At 49.4% G+C, this 18,390-nt stretch carries 17 protein-coding genes; 8 read left to right on the top strand and 9 right to left on the bottom strand.

Annotation, left to right across the window (positions count from 1 at the left end):
* Positions 1-98: 98 nt before the first annotated feature.
* On the bottom strand, positions 99-392 hold the full coding sequence (locus KDK19_RS02570; protein WP_257291284.1) for a hypothetical protein: 294 nt from the start codon (positions 390-392) through the stop codon (positions 99-101).
* A 474-nt stretch (positions 393-866) separates the two neighbouring features.
* Between KDK19_RS02570 and KDK19_RS02565 the strand changes: the two genes are divergently transcribed.
* A complete protein-coding gene (locus KDK19_RS02565) occupies positions 867-1,433 on the top strand; it encodes a hypothetical protein (RefSeq protein ID WP_257280382.1) in 567 nt (188 codons plus the stop codon).
* Between the two features lie 258 nt (positions 1,434-1,691).
* Here the strand turns inward: KDK19_RS02565 and KDK19_RS02560 are convergent, their stop codons facing one another.
* From KDK19_RS02560 to sfsA, 4 genes are all read right to left on the bottom strand, one after another.
* Positions 1,692-2,909 (bottom strand): NAD(P)-binding domain-containing protein, encoded by a 1,218-nt coding sequence (locus KDK19_RS02560; RefSeq protein WP_257291283.1) that lies wholly within the window; start codon positions 2,907-2,909, stop codon positions 1,692-1,694.
* A gap of 37 nt (positions 2,910-2,946) precedes the next feature.
* Positions 2,947-4,092 carry a DegT/DnrJ/EryC1/StrS aminotransferase family protein gene (locus KDK19_RS02555; protein ID WP_257288369.1) on the bottom strand — a complete coding sequence of 382 codons (1,146 nt, stop codon included), beginning with the start codon at positions 4,090-4,092 and terminating at the stop codon, positions 2,947-2,949.
* On the bottom strand, positions 4,089-5,027 hold the full coding sequence (locus KDK19_RS02550; protein WP_257280379.1) for a Gfo/Idh/MocA family protein: 939 nt from the start codon (positions 5,025-5,027) through the stop codon (positions 4,089-4,091). Before KDK19_RS02550 ends, KDK19_RS02555 begins: the two co-directional genes overlap by 4 nt.
* Before the next feature lie 154 nt (positions 5,028-5,181).
* Positions 5,182-5,916 (bottom strand): DNA/RNA nuclease SfsA, encoded by a 735-nt coding sequence (gene sfsA, locus KDK19_RS02545; protein WP_257280378.1) that lies wholly within the window; start codon positions 5,914-5,916, stop codon positions 5,182-5,184.
* Positions 5,917-6,262: 346 nt separating this feature from the next.
* On the opposite strand from sfsA, the gene dksA reads away from it, so the two are divergent.
* The 7 genes from dksA to KDK19_RS02510 all read left to right on the top strand — a co-directional run bounded on the left by dksA (position 6,263) and on the right by KDK19_RS02510 (position 14,052).
* Positions 6,263-6,706, top strand: a complete 444-nt coding sequence (dksA, locus tag KDK19_RS02540) for an RNA polymerase-binding protein DksA (RefSeq protein ID WP_257280377.1) — start codon at positions 6,263-6,265, stop codon at positions 6,704-6,706.
* A 134-nt stretch (positions 6,707-6,840) separates the two neighbouring features.
* Positions 6,841-7,758, top strand: coding sequence for a tRNA glutamyl-Q(34) synthetase GluQRS (gene gluQRS, locus KDK19_RS02535; protein WP_257280376.1), 918 nt, complete (start codon positions 6,841-6,843; stop codon positions 7,756-7,758).
* 62 nt (positions 7,759-7,820) lie between these two features.
* Positions 7,821-8,582, top strand: a complete 762-nt coding sequence (locus KDK19_RS02530) for a hypothetical protein (RefSeq protein ID WP_257280375.1) — start codon at positions 7,821-7,823, stop codon at positions 8,580-8,582.
* A gap of 101 nt (positions 8,583-8,683) precedes the next feature.
* On the top strand, positions 8,684-8,860 hold the full coding sequence (locus tag KDK19_RS02525; RefSeq protein WP_257280374.1) for a hypothetical protein: 177 nt from the start codon (positions 8,684-8,686) through the stop codon (positions 8,858-8,860).
* On the top strand, positions 8,850-11,861 hold the full coding sequence (locus KDK19_RS02520) for an ATP-binding protein (protein ID WP_257288373.1): 3,012 nt from the start codon (positions 8,850-8,852) through the stop codon (positions 11,859-11,861). The genes KDK19_RS02525 and KDK19_RS02520 overlap by 11 nt, the downstream gene beginning before the upstream one ends.
* The gene (locus KDK19_RS02515; RefSeq protein WP_257280372.1) at positions 11,858-13,240 is read left to right on the top strand and encodes a sigma-54 dependent transcriptional regulator; all 1,383 of its coding nucleotides are present in this window, start codon (positions 11,858-11,860) and stop codon (positions 13,238-13,240) included. The genes KDK19_RS02520 and KDK19_RS02515 overlap by 4 nt, the downstream gene beginning before the upstream one ends.
* A gap of 245 nt (positions 13,241-13,485) precedes the next feature.
* Positions 13,486-14,052 carry a hypothetical protein gene (locus tag KDK19_RS02510; RefSeq protein WP_257280371.1) on the top strand — a complete coding sequence of 189 codons (567 nt, stop codon included), beginning with the start codon at positions 13,486-13,488 and terminating at the stop codon, positions 14,050-14,052.
* Between the two features lie 8 nt (positions 14,053-14,060).
* Here KDK19_RS02510 and KDK19_RS02505 read toward each other — a convergent pair whose 3' ends face one another.
* The 4 genes from KDK19_RS02505 to KDK19_RS24130 all read right to left on the bottom strand — a co-directional run bounded on the left by KDK19_RS02505 (position 14,061) and on the right by KDK19_RS24130 (position 18,267).
* Positions 14,061-14,411, bottom strand: a complete 351-nt coding sequence (locus KDK19_RS02505; protein WP_257275619.1) for a hypothetical protein — start codon at positions 14,409-14,411, stop codon at positions 14,061-14,063.
* Positions 14,412-14,418: 7 nt separating this feature from the next.
* Complete coding sequence (locus KDK19_RS02500) at positions 14,419-16,017, bottom strand: hypothetical protein (protein WP_257291282.1); 1,599 nt, start codon at positions 16,015-16,017, stop codon at positions 14,419-14,421.
* A gap of 81 nt (positions 16,018-16,098) precedes the next feature.
* Entirely contained in the window at positions 16,099-17,577 is a 1,479-nt protein-coding gene (locus tag KDK19_RS02495) for a mercuric reductase (RefSeq protein ID WP_306801298.1), read from the bottom strand.
* Between the two features lie 3 nt (positions 17,578-17,580).
* The gene (locus KDK19_RS24130; RefSeq protein WP_306671297.1) at positions 17,581-18,267 is read right to left on the bottom strand and encodes a TVP38/TMEM64 family protein; all 687 of its coding nucleotides are present in this window, start codon (positions 18,265-18,267) and stop codon (positions 17,581-17,583) included.
* Positions 18,268-18,390 lie beyond the last annotated feature (123 nt).

Genomic DNA, 18,390 nt, shown 5'->3' with positions numbered 1-18,390 from the left:
GAATTCAGGCTGAAACATCCACTCTGCAAGGTGGTGGGCCACGACAATGACCCCATCTGACTGTTTGTCTGCTTCTTGTTCATTGGCCACCCAAACTCTCATTGAAAATCCTTGTAGCTCACGCCAGAGGGCGGGGTATAAGGGTGCATCTGCTGGTAGCTTTGCGTTGCATCCAGGATGCTTTGCAATGCAGTCGAATGATCATTACTGACTTCGATTCTCATGGGAGATATTTCCCGGTCTGTAAGACTTTTGCCTGTTTCTGAATGATCTGCATGTGGAATGGACGGTACAACGTCCGTTTGGGTATCGGACTTTGATACGCTATTCTGCATCAATCCAGGTACCGTGCCAGCCGGTGTGCTTACTGATGGTGTCATTCCATAACTCATAATATATTCTCCTTAATAATTTAAAAGTTTGGGTAGGCAACGGATATTAAAGTTCACGTCCACCTGAATACTTGGACAGGCAACGGACATTAAAGTTCACGTCCACCTGAATACTTGGACAGGCAACGGACACTCAAGTTCAGGTTATTCCTTTAAGACTTCGAAGTTTTTCCAGCGCAGCAAATTCGTTACTTCGCCATTAATGGGCTTTACCCTTCTTGCGAAGGTTTCTTATTGACATCTCCGTTTGTCGTTCCAAAGGCCTTAATCCTGAATTGTGGCAATTCTGGAGGAACTTTTGCGGAATGATTCGGTCAAAATATTAAATACAATGATTACAGCCAGCATTAGTTCAATGGAAAATCCTGGCAGCCTGTCGGACTTAAGCGTCCGTAGCGAGGATTGCAAGAAACAGCCTTAAGTCCGACAGGCTGCTGGGGTGTAAATAACTTATTTTCTAAGGAGAGAAGTAATATGAATATATCAAGTACTGCGTCTTCACCGCCAGTGACAACACAGCCGCAACTAACGGTTCATATAGCACCGGATAATAACTGTAAGTGTCCGGATGGCGTTGTTTCAAATTGTGTTGTACCGGTTGGCGGCGGTTCCTTAATCGGTGCCGCTGGCGGTAGTGTGTGTGGTGCTGCTATGTCCAACTGCAACCCCATAATTGACTATTATTACAGCTCAACTAGCGCTGCTGTTGGTGCCTCTGTTACCTGCTGTCTTGTTACTGGCGCTGTTGCTGGAGCCGCTGCTGGCACTTATTTTGCGTGCAAATACCCTAGCCGCACCGGGCTTCAGGAACGAGCAATTACAGGATTTACGATGGCGAACACCCTCACCGGTGAGCAGCAACAGTGTCAGGGGCTACCATCAGCATTGGATTCATTGGCCGCAGGCAATAGTACTGGCAGTACCGGTCCTGTTCGGTCCCAGCCAACTGCTCCTCCCTGTCCCCGGATAGGAGCTGCTGTTCGTTATCAGCCAAACGTGGGTGATCCTTCCTTATCTGTTAACTTAAAGATCTATCCGTAGAAGCGCCACTCCCGGCGTTTCTCATGCAGAGTCAAAAGCAACCATTGACCATCGGTGATTAGCCTGAGTTGTGAATAACTTATTTTCTTAGGAGAAAAGAAATGTGAATGGATCAAATTCTACGTTCCCACCGGTGACAACACAGCCACAACTGACGGCTCACAGAGCATCGGATTCTACCTGGAATTGTCCGGATGGCGTTGTTTCAACGGTTCTTCATAGAACCGTTCTGCCTTGCCCAGCTGTCAATATAGCGTCTCAATGGGTGTTAAGCGGATAACCAAAAAACTGCTTATTTTCTCTCAGTATTCTTGTGAATAACGCTTCATTCAAAGCGTTATCGGAACCATCATTGTGATCGACAAAAGTGGCTCCCAGTAATCCGCCGCTTCTGGGCATAAAATAGATGTCCGCCTTATCCGGAGGGCTTGAACGTTTGGGTGCATCCGGCGGCTGGTAGCGAGTATAGATAATGTAGTCGAGCTTTTTCAGAGGTTGATGAGCCAGCTCCAGCAACAATCCCATGTTTGGGTAAACCTTGTCATCGTGATTCAGACTTGCGGCCCCCAGCCCGGAGCAGTTAAAAACAACATAGGTTTTAATATCATCCAGACTGCCCACTGTCTCATGAATCACAGGAATATTTCTGGTTCTGAGTTCATGATCAAAAGCTGCCATGATGACCGCAGTATCCATAAAGTAAGTCTGGAATTTTTGCATCGGGTAACTCACACCTGTGGAAAACTCAACCACACCTTGCTGAGGCTTGGGTAACAATCCAGCCTCAGCAAAGGGCTCAATACCGGTGTAGGTTTCCAGTGGGCCCTCTTCTCCTTCTTTGCCCAGGCCACTGTAAACATCAATGAGATGAACTCCTTCATTGACGATCGGATGGGTTCCTCTGTCTACGCTCTGGTACCCCTTAAGCGTCTCAATAGCCAGCTGTTCAGCCTCCTGTTTCTCTGTCTCACTTTCTGTTGCCAGAGAGACCATGGCCAGGTAGCCCGTTGAGTTCAGAGAAGCAATACGGTTGTCTTGTTCAGCCACAATACGAATGTTCCGGTAGCCTGCGTGGAAGAGCGATAGAGCGACGGCTTTTCCCATACAACCCGCACCTATGATCGTAATGGAAACCTGATCGTTGAATTTGTGCTCTCTTGCCTTCTCCTCAAACAGGGCCATTGCCTTCTCTATACTGCCCCAGAGCAGCGTCCAGCCACTGCCACCATGGCCATACAAGTGAACTCTTACCTGCTCACCCACACTCTCGGCACTGATCTCTGGCAACCCCTTTCGCATGGGACGAAGACAGACAACTTTGCGATCAATATCACCGGTCGTCTCCACTTGCCCCTGTGCATCAAAGTGGGCATCAGCCAGCCGAACCGCCTCAAGCTGATCATGAAACGGTGCTGAATGGATCATTTGGGAAGTGATAAGTGTCATTGCCAATACCGCAGAGTGCCAGCACTTCATCAATCTGCTCCTCAGTCAGGAGGCTGTTGGACGATATTCAGGGTGCAGCTCCCGCAAACCAGTAGGCAAATTCTGCTCTATCTTCTGAAAAGAAACGGGTGACCGACTCTGTTACCCGATGCACCTGCGCCTTCGTCATACCCGGAAAAACAGGCAAAGACAGACAACGCCGGGACACCTGCTCAGCAACAAAAAGATCCTGTTTCATCGGAAAGCCTTTAAACACCGGTTGGTGATGCAGTGGCACCGGATAATACAGGGCTGATGCAACGCCATGACTGGCCAGATGATCCTTCAATTGATCTCGCTGATCGGTTAAGACAGTAAACTGGTGATAAACATGTCCCTGACCTGCTGGCAAAAGAATATCCATCCCCTGCAAAAAGGACCGGTAATCTTCCGCTATTTTTTTTCGCTCATCGTTATAACGTGCAATGTACTTTAGCTTAACCCTGAGCAGCGCCGCCTGCATTTCATCCAGTCTGCTGTTGTAACCCATGTATTCGTGTCGATATTGAACGCTGCTGCCGTGGTTTCTCAACACCTTTAATTGCTCCGCCATGGACCCGGTCTTCGCGATGACCAACCCCCCATCACCAAAGCCACCTAAGTTCTTACTGGGGAAAAAACTGAAACAACCAAAATCACCCCAGGTTCCAGTCATTCTACCATTGACTGATGCACCAAAAGATTGGGCGCAGTCCTCAATCAGCAGCAGGGAATGCTCCTCACAAAGCCACTGGATTTCCTGAATTCGGGCAGGCAAACCAAAGAGATGAACCACCAGCACTGCACGAGTCTTGTTCGTGATAGATTCCTGTACCCGAAGCGGATCAATATTAAACGTCTCCAGTTCTATATCTGCAAACACAGGCGTTGCACCCACCCGAACGATGGCCTCAGCGGTGGCAAAAAAGGTAAAGGGTGTCGTAATTACTTCATCACCAGATCCCAGACCAGCCGCAGAAAGTGCAAGAACCAGGGCGTCGGTGCCATTGGCACAACTGACCGTCTGATTAGCCTGAAGAAATTCTCTGACTTCCTGCTCAAAAGCAGTCACTTCTTCTCCCATCAAAAAGCGACCAGAGTCCAGCACCCGGTTGGCCGCAGACCTGAGCTCCTGCTGAATTGGCTTGTGCCAGGCCAGCGTATCCACCATAGGGATCACTGGTTCCGTACTCATTGAGTATCTCCTTCAATAATGCCGGAAATCCGGGTGGCTAACTCCAGGGCACGTTGGCCATCTTCACCGCTGACCCTGGGGGCTCTTGAATGGCGAACACAGTTGAGAAAATCTTCTATTTCCCTGCGCAATGAGTCACTGTCTTTGTAGGTCAGTGCATCACACTCAATATTGGGAATACCGGGAAACATCTCACCTCTACCTTTGTAAAAGTGCGACATATTCAGAGACTGAAAGTCGATGCAAATGCATGATTTCTCCTGAAAGATATGCATCTTACGTTTGGTGCTCTGACTGATCCGGCTGGCGGTCACATTGGCTACGCAGCCACCGCTGAATGTCAGCCTTGCCTGGGCAATATCCACCGAGTCAGTCAATACCGCAGTGCCGTTGGCGACGACACCCAGCAGGGGTTGGTTCACCAGGCTCAGAATAATATCCAGATCATGGATCATAAGGTCCATGACCACATTGATATCAATCGAACGTGGTTTGAATTCTGCCAGCCGGTGGGACTCAATAAAGCGAGGCTTGTTTAATAATGGGCCTACGCCTGAAAGTGCCGCATTAAAGCGCTCCAGACACCCAACCTGCAGAACCAGCTCCTTCTCTCTGGCTATCTGAACCAGCTCATGGGATTCTTTCAGGCTCGAGGTTATGGGCTTTTCCACCAATACATGTACGCCGGCCATAAGAAAGTCTCTTGAAACCTGATGATGAAGCAACGTAGGTACAGCAATACTGACAGCATCCACCTTGTCTAACAGTTGATGATAATCAGCAAAAAATTCTGTAGCGCACTCCCTGGCAACAACACGACCACTGTCTTCATTAATGTCAGCCACTCCCACCAGTCGGCATCCTGGTAAGAGGGCGTATTTAAGGGCGTGAAACTTTCCCAGATATCCCGTCCCGACTACCGCGGTTCTGAGCATTGAAAGGTTCCATAACGTTCTGATGTTTCGGACTATAAGATAGACGTTATTTTGCAGCCTATCCGAACCATCATGCAGAAAGAGTCATGGAATGATGTCCATTGAATGTTGAGATCAGGGCAGGCGTCTTCTCAATGGCTATTTAACCGGCCAATCATTCAATATCAAAAACGGGCAACGTCCTGGTCAGGGCGATTTCTTGCGTCGATATCTCGGCACCCAGAGCCATAATTTCAACCCCGGCAGCTGCAGCCTCTTTAATGACCTGACCGTACTTTGGATCAATCTCATGAGCCGGAGCGACACGTTCAATCCCCGTATGCTGAACACAAAACAGCAGCACCGCCCTGTGGCCTGAATCAATCATGGTCATTAACTCCCTGAGATGCTTTGTTCCTCGTGCGGTGACAGCATCGGGAAACAGGCCCAGACCATCACCTACTGCCAGAGTGACACTTTTCACTTCAACATAACAATCTGGCAAACCTTCCTGCTGAAGTAAAAAGTCGATACGACTTTTTTCTTCACCATAGGGCACTTCTCTGCGGATCTTATCGTATTCTGCAAGCTCGGAAATCTTTTTCAGGCGCAGCGCTTCTTCTACCAGCCTGTTGGCTCTGCCGGTATTCAATCCGGCCAGAGTGCTTTTCTCCCCTGACTCAAACATGACCGGAATCTCAGCCAACTCCCAGGTGCAGGGGTACTTGCGTTTAGGATTACCAGAATCAAGATACCAGACCTGCTTGCCCGGATAGAGACAGTTTTTCATGGAGCCGGTATTCGGACAGTGAAGAGTCAGGGTACTGCCATCCTCCCGTTCTACATCCGCCATGAACCGTTTGTAACGTCGAATAAGGCGGGCTGACTGAAGATCTTTTTCAAATTTCATACTAATATTTCATTAAATTAGACGTTAATATTCCAAAACTGAATTCTATGATTGTCAGTTGACGGTTTCCTCGAATAGTATTTTGTGATTACTATGTATTAGGTGGATGATCACTTGTCGACAGCGGCAGAAGCATTTTTTTATGGCGCATTGCCATAGGTTTTGGTAGTTTCGTCGCTTCTGTGAGGAAGGCAAGAGGCATAGGGGCCAGATTACGCAGCTGATACTGGCAACCCGTGGTGTTGACCTCAGCTTTCAAGGAAGCCGGTTTTGTCCGGCATTCGGATGGAAAGCTTGGCAGGCAGTATGTCGAGCTACTTAATGAGAAGGTGATGAGGCTGTAATCATGTCAGCACAGAAAAAAGCCGATCAAGGTAATTTGCTTCGCTCTTTCACTCCGTATGTGGAGAAAGAAGGCGAAGAATACATGAATGAGAAGCAGGTCGAACATTTCACTAACATCCTCAAACAATGGAAACAGGAGTTGATGGAAGAAGTGGATCGCACCGTAAACCATATGCAGGACGAAGCAGCAAACTTCCCTGACCCGGCTGACCGTGCCAGCCAGGAAGAGGAGTTCAGCCTGGAGCTGCGTACCCGTGATCGCGAACGGAAACTGATCAGAAAGATCGATAAAACTCTGACTCGCATTGAGGAAGAAGACTACGGTTTCTGCGACTCTTGCGGTGTCGAGATTGGCGTCCGCCGTTTGGAAGCCCGACCTACAGCCACTCTTTGCATCGACTGCAAAACTCTGGCTGAAATCAAGGAGAAGCAACTGGGTCAATAATACCCTGACATTGCTGCCTTCAAGCAAAGCCGCGAATCAGATCGCGGCTTTGCTGTTTTTGTGTTTGTGAAAACTTATTGCCCTGGCATCGGCAATAAACCCTTTCGTCTGCTTATGGCCTGAAGACCCTGAACATGCCCACAGCGAAAAAAACTGCCCACGGCAAAGAAAAGCCAGACTACATTGGCCGCTTCGCACCCTCCCCTTCCGGCCCATTGCACTTTGGCTCACTGGTTGCCGCCCTGGCCAGTTTTCTCGACGCCCGCTCGCAAAACGGAATCTGGCGGGTTCGCATGGAAGACATTGATCCTCCCAGGGAGCAGCCTGGCGCAGCCCATCGGATTCTGAAGTCGCTGGAAGTCTACGGCTTGCATTGGGATGATCAGGTACTTTACCAAAGCACGCGTCACGAAGCCTACCGACACATCATCAGTGACCTGAAGGACAGAGGTTTCATATACCCCTGCACCTGTACCCGCAAGGATCTTCATGGCAAAGGAGGCGTCTATCCGGGGATCTGTCGAGACAAAACAGACAATACAAAGTCTCCATACTCCCTGAGAGTGAGATGCCCGGAAACCATCATTGCCTTTCAGGATCTGATCCAGGGCTCTATCGAATATGCCCTGCCTGATCTGGGGGACTTCATCATTCAGCGCAAGGATGGTCTCTTTGCCTACCAGCTGGCCGTATGTGCAGACGACGCTTATCAGGGGATTACTCATATTGTCAGGGGCCATGACCTTCTCAATGCGACACCCTGGCAGACCTATCTGTTGTCCTTGCTCAACACTGCCACTCCTGTCTACGCTCACGTTCCTGTTATCACGCTTGCGAACGGCGACAAGCTGAGCAAGCAGAATCATGCTCCAGAGATTCCTCTCCATCAGCCTGAACAGCAATTGATCAAAGCGTTGCAGGCACTGGGACAGAGGCCGGATACTGAACTGGAAGGCAGCAGTGTTTCCGAAATTCTAGAGTGGGGTATAAAGCACTGGCAGATCGATCATGTCGCAAAACGAGCATTTGTGCCGCTGACAGCTTTATCCTGATGATCGGGAGTGGTATACATAGACTATTACATTGTCGAGAAAGATGTGTCTAAGGAGTGGATATGTCCGTTATCAACAAGGTTGTGCGTCGTTTTCTGCCTGCGGCCTCATTGCTTTTTACTCTTGATGCTCTGGCTATTACCCCTCAGGAAATCACCCCAATGCCAGGAGTTGCTGTCGATATTACCGACTCTGAATTCTGTCAAAAAGCCCGTTTTGAACGCGAAAGCGCTGTTGGCAAAGAGCCAGATCTTTCCAGAATTGATGTCGTTAACGCTCAGGATGCTGCGCTCTGTTTTACCCCCGATGAAAACCTGTTTTTCATTGCCAATCAGGAAGCACAAAACATTCTGGGTCCTCATGCTCCCTGGTATTTACAGATCAGCCGTGAGTTTCGTGAGCGGGTGAAAGAAGCCTGCAAGATCATGGGCTATCAAAACGACGATGTCAGCCGGGCTTACGATCACTGCATAGAAAACCGCTACGAAGAATTGATGGGCCCCTACGAAGATAAGTACCGCAGGGAAGCAGGCAACTACGTCAGCAAAAGAAAACAGGTGGCAGAAAGTCTGGTGGTTCGTTGTGATGCAGCGTTGAGCATCAAACGCACTCGCCTGCCAAGGGACCTCAGGTTCCCACTGGCTTACTACGATAAGCACATCAACGCCCTGCCCAACTGGTTTCTGGAAGAAAAGCTGGAAGACACTGACTGGATCAAGAAGATGGGTGACCTGAAAGCCAACGAGCTGATGAGCGACATACTGGGCGACGACTGCCCGGGCAACATGGTTTACTGGGTGACCTATAATCCACCGGGTATCTGACAGATAACGATACCCACAGATAACACTACCCAGCCACTTTGCGGTTTATCTCAACACTGGTTAAGATGGACAGTCCGATATCAAGTTCGTACTGAAGTTTCATGTACATCTATCGTCTGGTTCTGCTTCTGGCTATCAGTATCTACCTTTTCTCTCCCGCCATCATGGGATGGTGGATTACGACGGGCGACAGCTGGTACCAACCCTGGATTCTCTGGTTTATCGTGATTCTGGCAGGTTTCCTGCTCCAGCCCAGGGGAAACTCCGATGAGTTTTGAACTCGAAGAACTTCTGCTTGTCAGTGTTGCATACCTGCTGGCCCTGTTCCTCTGTGCCTGGGCGACCGAGAAAGGATTGATTCCCAGAAAAATCACTCAGCACCCTGCTGTCTATGTTCTCTCTCTGGGTGTCTACGCCTCCAGCTGGGCCTACTTTGGCAGTTTGGGTTTTGCCAGTGAGCACGGCTATGTCTTTCTTGCTTTCTATCTGGGTGTGAGTGGAGCTTTCCTCCTGTCTCCGGTTTTACTCCATCCCATTTTGAGGATCACCCGAACCTACCAGCTCAGCTCACTGGCAGACCTCTTTGCCTTCCGGTTTCGAAGCCCTCTGGCCGGAACCCTGGCCACTGTGCTGATGCTAACGGCAACCATGCCTCTGCTATCCCTACAAATTCAGGCAGTATCCGACAGTATTCACCTGATCAGTGAGGAATACTCTCCGGAACGACTTGCCATCGTTTTCTGTGTCATGGTGGCCCTGTTTGCAGCGCTGTTTGGTACTCGACACCTCTCAACCCGTGACAGGCAGCGGGGTCTGGTCATGGCAATGGCGGTTGAGTCAGTGGTCAAGCTTGTGGTGATGGTGACCTTGGGTCTGGTTATTCTGTTTGAAGTCTTTAATGGTCTTGATGGCGTGGAGGCCTGGCTTGCTGTTCATCAGGATAAACTGATAGAAATGCAAACGCCGCTTCAGGATGGTCCCTGGCGCAGTATGCTGCTGATGTTTTTTGCTTCGGCAATTGTCATGCCGCACATGTTTCACATGACTTTTGCCGAGAATCGCAGTCAGCGTTCCCTTCATATTGCCAGCTGGGCACTTCCCCTGTTTCTTCTGGTACTGAGTCTACCCACCCTGCTGATTCTTTGGGCAGGTATCAAGCTGAACAGCCCGGTGGCAGCTGACTACTTTCCGCTGTTCATTGGTCAGGCTCTGGACATGCCCTGGCTAACTATTGTCGCCTATATTGGGGGACTGGCGGCCGCCAGTGGCCTGACGATTGTCACAATTCTGGCTCTGTCCTCAATGATCATGAATCACATAGTGTTGCCCTATTACCCGCCCCACCTTCAGATTGAGGTGAATATCTATCGCTGGCTGATCTGGTTCAAGCAATTCATTATTGTGGCGCTCATTATGAGTTCCTACGGCTTTTATCGCATGCTTGAAGCCGAAAAGGCACTTTATAATCTGGGGGTTATTGCCTACGTGGGTGCCCTGCAACTCCTTCCGGGAGCACTCTGTGTGCTGTATTGGCCCAAAGCCAACCATAAAGGGTTTATTACCGGTCTGATCGGCGGCACAACCTTATGGTTCTTCACTATGATGTTGCCCCAAATGGTCGACTTCAGCCTTTTCAGCTCAACCATGGATGAGGTGTCGACCTATCTTTATCAACAGTGGCATCTACTGGGTATGACCTCTTTGACGGTCAATGCAGTGCTGATATATCTGGTCTCAAACTTCACCTGTATGTCCCCCGAAGAACGTTCAGCCGCCAGTGCCTGTCAGGTTGAAAGCAACAGCCGCAACGATCAGAAAGTTCCTGAAGCCAAGTCTGCTCATGATTTCCATGAAATGCTGAGTAAACCTCTGGGAGGACGGGTGGCGCATAAGGAAGTGTCCAGAGCACTCAGCGATCTCAACATGAGAGAAGATGAAAACCGCCCTCATGCTCTTCGTCGTCTGAGGGAGCGGATCGAGAAAAACCTTTCGGGTCTGATGGGGCCAAGCGTAGCCCACGATATTGTTGACACCTTCTTGCCCTGGGATGAAAACAAGGGCTACGTTGCCCGGGATATTCATTTCATGGAATCACGGCTTGAAGCCTATCACAGTCGATTGAGCGGTCTGGCCGGAGAACTGGATGACCTGAGGCGCTACCATCGGGACATTCTGAATAATCTTCCTATGGCCCTCTGCTCAGTGGATGCGGCTGGAGAAATCATGCTCTGGAACCAGGCCATGAGCCACATGACCGCTATCCCGGCCTCAGAGGTTCTGGGCAGCCCTCTGAACCGGATTCCAGAGCCCTGGAATGACATTCTCAGCAACTTTGCCCGGATAGACAGTCAGCACCTGCCTAAACATGGTGTAGAAATTAATGGGCAGTTGCGTTACTTCAATCTTCACAAGGCCAACCTTGAAGCACTGGTGTATGGTCCCAATGGCAACAAGGTGATGCTGCTGGAAGATCATACAGAGAACCAGATGCTTGAAGATCAGCTGTTTCACAGTGAACGCCTGGCCTCCATAGGACAGCTGGCGGCCGGTGTCGCTCACGAGATTGGCAACCCGGTCACCGCTATTGATTGTCTGGCTCAGGAGCTGAAAGCCCTCTCAGAAGAAGGCGATACCCGGGAAGTAGCGGGCCAGGTACTCGAACAAACCCAGAGGATTTCCAGAATTGTTCAAATGCTCATGAACTACTCCCACAACGGTAAAAATCGATCACAAACGAGCACTCATGAACCCGTTGATCTTTTTACCAGTGTTCAGGAGTCTATCAGCCTGTTGCAACTTGGACGAAAGAGCAGCAATATCAGCTTTCTTAACTTGTGTGATCCGGAACACAGAGTGACGGGCAATCCACAGAAACTGCAACAGGTTTTCATTAACCTGCTGAATAATGCGGTAGATGCTTCCGATGAGAACAGTACAATCACAATCAGAACATCGGCCTCTGCCCACACTGTCAAAATCGAAGTTGAAGATCAGGGTCATGGCATTCCTGCCAACATTCAGGAACGTCTGTTTGAACCCTTCTTCACCACCAAAGAGACGGGTAAAGGTACCGGTCTTGGTCTGGCACTGACCTGGAATATCATTGAAGAACACTTTGGTACCATCAGAGTCATCAGTCCAACCGATAAAAATCTGGATAAAGGTACACTCTTTGAAATTTCCCTGCCGCGTCATGAGCCGCAGAGCATCAGGCAGCAGCATGGTTATATGACTTATCGGCCCCATGACTCACGGGAGCAGGAGGGGGAAACTGTATGAACCAGGGTAATATTCTCATTGTTGAGGACGAAGAAATTATTCGTGCCTCCCTGAGAAGACTGCTGGAAAGAAACGACTACAGCGTCAGTGAAGCAGGTTCTGTCCACGAAGCTGAGCTGTCTTACACATTAAAAGATTTTGACCTGATCATCAGTGACTTGCGCCTGCCCGACTCACCCGGTACCGAGATGATCAACCTGGCTGAAGGCATACCGGTCCTGATTATGACCAGTTATGCCAGCCTGAACTCAGCCGTCAGCACCATGAAAATGGGCGCTGTTGACTATATTGCCAAACCCTTTGATCACTCTGAAATGCTGGACCGTGTTGCTGCTATCATGACCAGCAAACTGTCTGCACCTGATAAATCAACGGAAAAAGTGGTTTGTGACACCCACTCAGGATACAACGGCATTCTGGGTCACTGTGACGCCATGAAGCTGCTCTTCAAACGCATTCGGAAAGTTGCCCCGACCGATGCCACTGTTCTGATTCAGGGCGAATCGGGTACAGGTAAAGAGCTGGTCGCCAGAGCCCTCCATGAGAACAGCCGCCGGGCCAATGGCCCAATGATCTCAGTCAATTGTGCTGCTATTCCGGAGACACTGATTGAATCCGAACTTTTTGGTCACGAGAAAGGCTCCTTTACCGGCGCCACGGCTGCCCGAACCGGCCTGATTGAAGCTGCCAATACTGGCACCCTGTTCCTTGATGAAATCGGTGAACTCCCTCTGGAAGCTCAGGCCCGATTGCTTCGGGTTCTTCAGGAAGGAGAAATCAGAAGGGTGGGCTCTGTGCATTCCCAGAAAGTCGATGTGCGACTGATTGCCGCTACCCACAGAAATCTGCGCCAGCTCTCTGCTAGCGGTCATTTCCGGGAAGACCTCTACTATCGATTGAAAGTGGTGGAGCTGAGAATTCCGGCATTGCGTGAGCGGGGCAACGACGTATTACTGCTTGCAGAGAAGCTACTGGAAAAAGTCTGCAAGAAGATGGAGCTGGAAGTTTATTCGTACTCTCCTGAGGCCATGGCAGCCATCTGTCAGCATCAATGGCCAGGGAACGTGCGAGAGCTGGAACATGCCATTGAGCGAGCTGTCATCCTCTGTGACGATGACATCATTACGCCTGAGACTTTGGATCTGGATGTTCACGTCAAGTCAACTCTTTTCAAGGCTGACACCAGCAACACGAACAGTCACAATGAGGTCGAAACTCAGGACGGTTTGTCTCTGGAAGATTACTTTCAGCGCTTCGTGCTCGAACACCAGAATCAAATGACCGAAACCGAACTGGCCCGGAAACTCGGTATCAGTCGTAAAACGCTCTGGGAGAGACGACAACGGCTGGGTATTCCCAGGAAAAAGACCACAGCCTGAGCCAAAAATCACTCCGACCCGATAATCTTTCACACTGCTCGTTTGGATCCCCGGTTCAATGGGGATCTGAGGCAAATTCAGGATAAATTATTCTTATCAATAAAAAACAGCTATTTCATAACGGATCAAGCTATCAAATCAATGGGAAGATACCTGAACACTGCCTATAATTTTCCTGTTGCTCTCGCAACACTCCATCGTCTTCATTTTTATTTTCGTTTTCATTTTCATTGAGAATATCTATCATGAATTTGCTACAACCAGACGGCTTATGTCGCAGGGCTTCCCTTGTTGCGTTGTCAGGCCTGTTCATCGGCTTCACTCCACTCAGCCATGCTGACCCTGCGGACAATGCAACGAAACAGGTAGAAGCTGTTTTTAACGAGGGCATTGGCTTGAATGGAACCGTTGATCTCGGCAAATGTATAATGAGAGTTAATCCCGACAGTAGCCAGGCAGAAATCAAAAACCCAGCACAATCCATTTTTAATCATCCGGGTAGTATTAAGGATGTGGGCATCAGCTTGTTTAACTCTCGCCTTACCAGACTGACCTTTGACGATATGCCCAATCCTACCTATCTGGTGCGCTCTGAAGACCTCATAATCGCCTCAGATACCGGCGACAAGCCGGGCTGGGTGATCAAAGAATTCAGATTTACCTTGGGAACGGCGATGGAAGCAAGAGTACAGCTCAGTGGCAACGTGTCATGGACCTGGGACTGCGCTGACGCCGCTATTAACATAATGAATGGACCACTTCAGACCCCACCCCCAGCAGCCCCTGCCGAGAAGCCTACCGGAGAGTTGTAACGCTGCTTTCAGGAGCCGGATTTGAGCTGGGCGATTTTCAGCTCATTTCTGGCCACCTTAAGGTGGCTGATGGCGTCCAGTTCCATTCTTTGTAGTCTCGACTCTTGGGCGGTCTGTTCACGATAGGCTGCCTCGGCGTCGTCCCGCTCGGATTTAAGTACATCCATTTTCCCTGCCAGCTCTTCATCGGCTGCCTGACTAGCTTCCAACAGCGCCATCTTGCTATTGAGACGGGTCAGTTTCTCGGAATACTCTCCAACCCTATGCTGGACCTCTTCCAGATTTTTCAAAACGGAGGCTTCAAAGGCTTCTGCCTCGCTTACCCGCTGCTGGAGCTGCTGCAGATGGTCGGATTCCATGAATGTGTTATTTCCTCGCTGCTTCTTTGTCAATTCTTTCCAAGTCTTTTTTCACTGACACAGGGTATTGCTGCTGGATTTCGACCATACTATCGCCAAACATAATATGTTCAATAAACCCCCTATTGAAAAGTTTAAATTTCTCCGGATCTCTCATGGCTCCCAACATGCAAGCACTGAGACCGGACCTGAGCCTGACTTGTTCCTCAACATTCAGACCTGAGGCCACAATATCAGCCAACACCTGTCGATAGTCATTGGGTTTGTGCAAAGTTTCCATGGCCTTTTCCAGCGCCTGTGCAGTCATTGCTTTTTGAGGCGTAATCCCCTTAAGAAAAGCCCTCATCTGGGTCTTACCAGACTTCAAAGGAGGCAGCTCTGATGGACTGAAACTGGCCCTGTCGGATGGTGTTCTGGAAACCTCTTGCTTCTGCCCCTCAATTATTGGCTCTTTTATCGGCTTTTCAACTTTTGATGCTTCGTTTTTCTTTAGCAGCTCTTTTGGACTTTGCGTTTTCTCAGACAGTCCGGTTTTCTTTCGGGCAGCCTTTTTTGCTGCTTTCTCCTGTTGCCTGAGAATTCTATCGTCTTCTTTTTGCTGTTTCTTGTATGCTTTTTCAGATTGTCGAGCCAATTTCACTGTTTGCTTTAACGAAGCCACTTCGATTTCCAGCTGTTTGACTTCGGTTTCAGCGTCTGAAATATGATGCTTGATCGCGTCTTTCACTGGCGCTGTATCAATGCCATGCTTCATCTGCTTTTCATCGGCTTTAGCCAGTAACTTCTTACCGTGAGCCGCGAGAGCCTTAGCTTTCTTCTGAGCCCTTTGCAAAGACTTGAGTTCTTCTCCCAATCTTTTGCTGGAATGATCCTTAGCTGCCACCACTTTACTGCGGATTTTTGGTACCGACCTACCCAGAGACAATAAGTCTTTTTGCAATCGGTCAAGCGCCTGATGCGCTTTCTTATCAGCCTTTGCAGCCCTCTTTTGTTCTGCTTTCAGATCTTTTTGGGCACGCTCCAGATCCTTCACGTCCTGCTTTCGTGAACTCACCAAATCGTCAGAATCCCGGGCCGCGCAAAATGCGTCGTTTTCAGCCTTGGTCATTCTCTTACCGCCCAGTCCCAATTCCAGCAAGTTCTCTTCCAGTACGCCCTGCTTGGCCAGACTGTGCGCCTCGGACTGAAGATTCCTGGCTTCTTTCAACGATGTATTAGCGTCTTTCAAAGCTACTTTCAGGGCATCTTCGCTGCTTCTGTCAACCTTGGGTCTCGTTTTGGAGCGCTCCTGAGAAATCTTTTTTTGAACATTATTGGTTTTGGCAGCAAGCCGATCTTCGCGGGAAGCTTGTATAGGCAACTTCTTCTCCACATCGCCGGGTAAAACCGCCTGAATATTAAATTCCGGCAGGCTTCTGCCGGAGAGTCTTGAAGGCTCAAGGCTGCCATCATTCAGACTGACTCTCAGATCAACAGCGATGATAGAGTCACAATTGAGACGGCCCGGATTTCCAGCTTCTTGCCGTATGACAGGCGCTGAATCTGTTCCTGAAATTTTGGGGAGGGCTGGTGATATCCCTGCCTGTGAAATGTTGGATTGAGGCATCTGGCACCTGAATGTCTTGTCATAAGGCCTCAGGGAAGAGACCCTTTATTGTTAATCTAGTACAGTCAGGAGCTGATTCGTTTAGCACCTCATCCAGTCGTGATACTTTTTGACCCAGTTCAACAAACCCTCCGGCGCATGAGCACGTTTCCATTCACCTGCAGCATATTTGTTGGCTTCGCTGAGCGTTGGATAAATGTGAATAGTGCCAAGAATCTTGTTCATTCCCATATTGTGTTTCATGGCTGTGATGTATTCGGTGATCAGTTCACCGGCATGATAACCCACAATAGTGCATCCCAGAATCTTGTCACTGCCGGGCTTGGTCAGAACCTTGATAAAGCCTCTGTCTTCCTCGTCGGCAATAGCCCTGTCCAGATCATCAATACCGTAGCGGGTGACTTCAAAAGGAACCCCCTGTTCCCTGGCTTCTGTTTCATTAAGGCCCACTCTGGCCACTTCCGGGTCAGTAAAGGTGCACCAGGGCATCACTGAATAATCGACTTTGAACTTCTTGAAGCGCCCGAACAGAGCGTTGACAGAAGCATACCAGGCTTGATGGGCCGCAGCATGGGTGAACTGGTAAGGCCCGGCCACATCACCACAGGCGTAGATATTCGGGAACCGTGTTTGCAAATATTCGTTCACCGCTATCGTTCCACGTTCTGTGGTTTCTATCCCGAGTGCTTCCAGTCCCAGACTGGCGGTATTGGCTTTGCGACCTGTGGCAAAAAGGACGGCATCGAAATCGATTTCAACAGTCTGACCTTCATGCTCAGCCAACAGCCACTGTCTATTGCCTTCCCTGTGAAAGGATCGGGTTTCGTGATTCAGCCGCAAATTAACCCCATCTTCACGGAACTGGGACATCACCTCCACAGAAACATCCGGATCTTCCCGGTGCAACAGGCGGGGACCATGATCCAGCTGTGTCACATTGACACCCAGCCGAGTGAAAGCCTGAGTCAATTCACAACCGATCGGCCCACCACCGATGACCAGCAGTTTTTGTGGTTTTTCACGAATCTCCCAGACGGTATCCGATGTGTAATGGGTAATCTGATCAACACCGGGCAAAGACGGTACAAAAGGTCTGCCACCACTGGCAATAATGATATTTCGGCTGGAAATCGGCCGACCGTCCACCTCGATCTCCCAGGGACTGGTCAGCCTGGCTGTCCCCGTTACACAGCTTACACCCAGATCGGTGTAACGTTCGACAGAGTCATGAGGCTCAACCTGCCTGATGACCGATTGCACCCGTTCCATAACGGCATTGAAATTTACATCAGCCTGCACATTCTCCAGACCAAACTCATTAGCCCTCTTCATGTAGTGGGCCATCCTGGCTGATCGAATCAAAGCCTTGCTGGGAACGCAGCCGGTATTGAGACAGTCGCCACCCATTCTATGCTTTTCAATTAAAGTGACTTTGGCTTTTACGGCAGCAGCAATGTAGCTGCTTACCAATCCGGCAGAACCCGCACCTATCACGGTCAGGTTATTATCGAACTTAAGGGGTTTTCTGAAACCCTTGTAAACACCGGAATAATTAAACATGACTTAATCCCCCTTCTTTTTTTCGCTCACGGAAGGTTTTTTGATCAGGCTAATAGCTTTGCGTGCTAACCAGGGGAAAGTCCCCAGCAGCACAAAGGAGCCGATAAGCCCCGGCGTTAAAATACCACTGACAGACAATTCCTGAACCTGCCCAAGCTGAGCACCGGCATTCACATAGACAGCGGTTCCCGCCAGCATGCCAAGCTGACTGACCCAGTAGAACGTTCGGGTTTTCATGGGCGTCAGCCCCATGACCAGGTTAATCACAAAGAATGGGACTGCCGGAATCAATCTTAAGGTCAGAAGATAAAACAGGCCATCTTTCTCAATACCTTTGTTGACGGTTTCCAGATGATGACCAAATTTGTTCTGAACCCATTCCCTAAGCAGTGTTCTGGAAATAAGGAAAGCGAGCGTGGCCCCTATAGTGCTGGCAAAAGAGATCACTATCAGGCCTGTCGTCAACCCGAAAATAGCCCCACCGACCAGGGTAAGGATAACAGCGCCCGGCAGGGAAAGTGCCGTTACAACCAGATAAATAGCAAAGAACACGACAATGGTGAGGGCAGGGCTATCGCTATAGAGCGATTGGAAATTATCACGAGTCAGGTATTGCTGTACATCAAGTGTAAAAAAGGCAGTAATGGCTGCCACAACAGCCACCAGCAAAATTATTTTAGTTTTATTCATACAAGGGTTCTTCGCCTGTTGTCTCCGGAACGGATTTTCAACATTCTGTCGGAAAAGCGCGTAGCGCATCTTTTTCGTATAATGCCTGTCAGACTATACGTTAGCCACACCCTTAAGGTTTCA

It is taken from the genome of Endozoicomonas sp. ONNA1, assembly GCF_024606325.1.
Classification (GTDB): Bacteria; Pseudomonadota; Gammaproteobacteria; order Pseudomonadales; family Endozoicomonadaceae; genus Endozoicomonas_A.
The sequence above is the reverse complement of the archived record's forward strand: the minus strand, read 5'-3'. Positions and strand labels throughout refer to the sequence as shown.

Excerpts from the sequence above, each read along its gene's own strand:
- sfsA (WP_257280378.1), bottom strand. The coding sequence starts at position 5,916 with ATGAAATTTGAAAAAGATCTTCAGTCAGCCCGCCTTATTCGACGTTAC.
- KDK19_RS02550 (WP_257280379.1), bottom strand. The coding sequence starts at position 5,027 with ATGCTCAGAACCGCGGTAGTCGGGACGGGATATCTGGGAAAGTTTCAC.
- KDK19_RS02530 (WP_257280375.1), top strand. The coding sequence starts at position 7,821 with ATGTCCGTTATCAACAAGGTTGTGCGTCGTTTTCTGCCTGCGGCCTCA.
- KDK19_RS02505 (WP_257275619.1), bottom strand. The coding sequence starts at position 14,411 with ATGGAATCCGACCATCTGCAGCAGCTCCAGCAGCGGGTAAGCGAGGCA.
- KDK19_RS02495 (WP_306801298.1), bottom strand. The coding sequence starts at position 17,577 with ATGTTTAATTATTCCGGTGTTTACAAGGGTTTCAGAAAACCCCTTAAG.
- KDK19_RS02570 (WP_257291284.1), bottom strand. The coding sequence starts at position 392 with ATGAGTTATGGAATGACACCATCAGTAAGCACACCGGCTGGCACGGTA.
- KDK19_RS02520 (WP_257288373.1), top strand. The coding sequence starts at position 8,850 with ATGAGTTTTGAACTCGAAGAACTTCTGCTTGTCAGTGTTGCATACCTG.
- KDK19_RS02500 (WP_257291282.1), bottom strand. The coding sequence starts at position 16,017 with ATGCCTCAATCCAACATTTCACAGGCAGGGATATCACCAGCCCTCCCC.
- dksA (WP_257280377.1), top strand. The coding sequence starts at position 6,263 with ATGTCAGCACAGAAAAAAGCCGATCAAGGTAATTTGCTTCGCTCTTTC.
- KDK19_RS02565 (WP_257280382.1), top strand. The coding sequence starts at position 867 with ATGAATATATCAAGTACTGCGTCTTCACCGCCAGTGACAACACAGCCG.
- KDK19_RS02510 (WP_257280371.1), top strand. The coding sequence starts at position 13,486 with ATGAATTTGCTACAACCAGACGGCTTATGTCGCAGGGCTTCCCTTGTT.
- KDK19_RS02555 (WP_257288369.1), bottom strand. The coding sequence starts at position 4,092 with ATGAGTACGGAACCAGTGATCCCTATGGTGGATACGCTGGCCTGGCAC.
- KDK19_RS24130 (WP_306671297.1), bottom strand. The coding sequence starts at position 18,267 with ATGAATAAAACTAAAATAATTTTGCTGGTGGCTGTTGTGGCAGCCATT.
- KDK19_RS02560 (WP_257291283.1), bottom strand. The coding sequence starts at position 2,909 with ATGAAGTGCTGGCACTCTGCGGTATTGGCAATGACACTTATCACTTCC.
- KDK19_RS02525 (WP_257280374.1), top strand. The coding sequence starts at position 8,684 with ATGTACATCTATCGTCTGGTTCTGCTTCTGGCTATCAGTATCTACCTT.
- KDK19_RS02515 (WP_257280372.1), top strand. The coding sequence starts at position 11,858 with ATGAACCAGGGTAATATTCTCATTGTTGAGGACGAAGAAATTATTCGT.
- gluQRS (WP_257280376.1), top strand. The coding sequence starts at position 6,841 with ATGCCCACAGCGAAAAAAACTGCCCACGGCAAAGAAAAGCCAGACTAC.